Raw genomic sequence first — 1,299 nt, 5'->3', positions numbered from 1 at the left:
GGCGGATTCCAGGGGTCGTTGCAACACAGTGGGTCAACTGGCCTCGGCCAGGAGCTTAGCGAGGCGCTCGGCTGGGGTGTCCCAGCCGAGCGTTTTGCGGGGGCGACCGTTGAGTTCGACGGCGACCTTGTCGAGGTATTCGCGGCTGTGAGCGGCCAGGTCGGTGCTTTTGGGGAAGTACTGGCGCAGCAGGCCGTTGGTGTTTTCGTTGCTGCCGCGTTGCCAGGGTGCGTGTGGGTCGCAGAAGTAGACCGGGATGTCGGTGGCCAGGCTGAACTCGTGGTGGCGGTGCATTTCGCTGCCCTGGTCCCAGGTCAGCGACCGGCGCAGGTGCGCGGGCAAGCGGGTCATGGTGTCGATGAGAGCGTCGCGGACCCGGTCCGGGGTGCGCCCCAGCGGCAGGTGCACCAGCAGCACGTAACGGGTGGCGCGCTCGACCAGGGTGCCGATGGCGGACTTGTTGTCCTTACCGATGATCAGGTCGCCTTCCCAATGACCGGGCACCGCCCGGTCGGCGGCCTCGGCGGGACGCTCGCTGATCATGACCATCGGGGCGGCCATCCGGGGCGTGCGCTGGTCGGCGCGGCGGCGCGGGCGGCGCATCGCGCGGCCGGTGCGCAGCGCCCGGGTGAGCTCACGCCGCAACTCGCCCCGGCCTTGGACGTAGAGGGCCTGGTAGATCGTCTCGTGGGCCACGTGCATCTCCGGCCGGTCGGGGAAGTCCCGGCGCAAGCGTCGCACGATCTGCTCCGGGCTCCACTTGCGGTCCACGCCGTCCTGGATGGCCCGGCGCAGCGCGGGGTTCGCGGCGATCTTGCCGGTCTTCGGGCGCGGCCGCCGCGCCTTCGCTCGTGCCTGAGCGGCATGGGGACGGTAGTCGCCGGTCCCAGGATGGGCGTTGCGCCGCAGCTCCCGGCTGATTGTCGAGGGGTGGCGGCCCAGCTCGGCCGCGATCTGCCGGAGCGTGGCCTTCTCCCGCTGCCGGTCGGCGATGTGGACACGCTCGTCCTCACGCAGATACCGGGAGGGCTCACCTGGCTGTGCCACCGACGTGATCGGTGGCACAGCCAGGTTCTGCGCGGACTGCTTCCTGCCGTTACGCCATCTCTTGCCGGTCCGGTAGTTGATGCCGACGACCCGGCAGGCCTCCCGGCTACTCACACCCTTCGCCACAAGATCAAGGTATTGCTCACGTTCTGCGAGCAACTTCTTGCGTCCCTGTGGCGAGCGGTCCTTGCGGATCTCGAACACTGCAACCCCTGAACAACTCAGGTGTTGCAACGACCCCTAGAACCCAAG

At 68.7% G+C, this 1,299-nt stretch carries 1 protein-coding gene; it reads right to left on the bottom strand.

Annotated features, from left to right (window positions below):
- Nucleotides 1-33: 33 nt before the first annotated feature.
- Complete coding sequence (locus M8C13_RS44245; protein WP_252486854.1) at nt 34-1,071, bottom strand: IS30 family transposase; 1,038 nt, start codon at nt 1,069-1,071, stop codon at nt 34-36.
- Nucleotides 1,072-1,299 lie beyond the last annotated feature (228 nt).

The organism is Crossiella sp. SN42 (genome assembly GCF_023897065.1).
GTDB lineage: Bacteria > Actinomycetota > Actinomycetes > Mycobacteriales > Pseudonocardiaceae > Crossiella.
The sequence above is the reverse complement of the archived record's forward strand: the minus strand, read 5'-3'. Positions and strand labels throughout refer to the sequence as shown.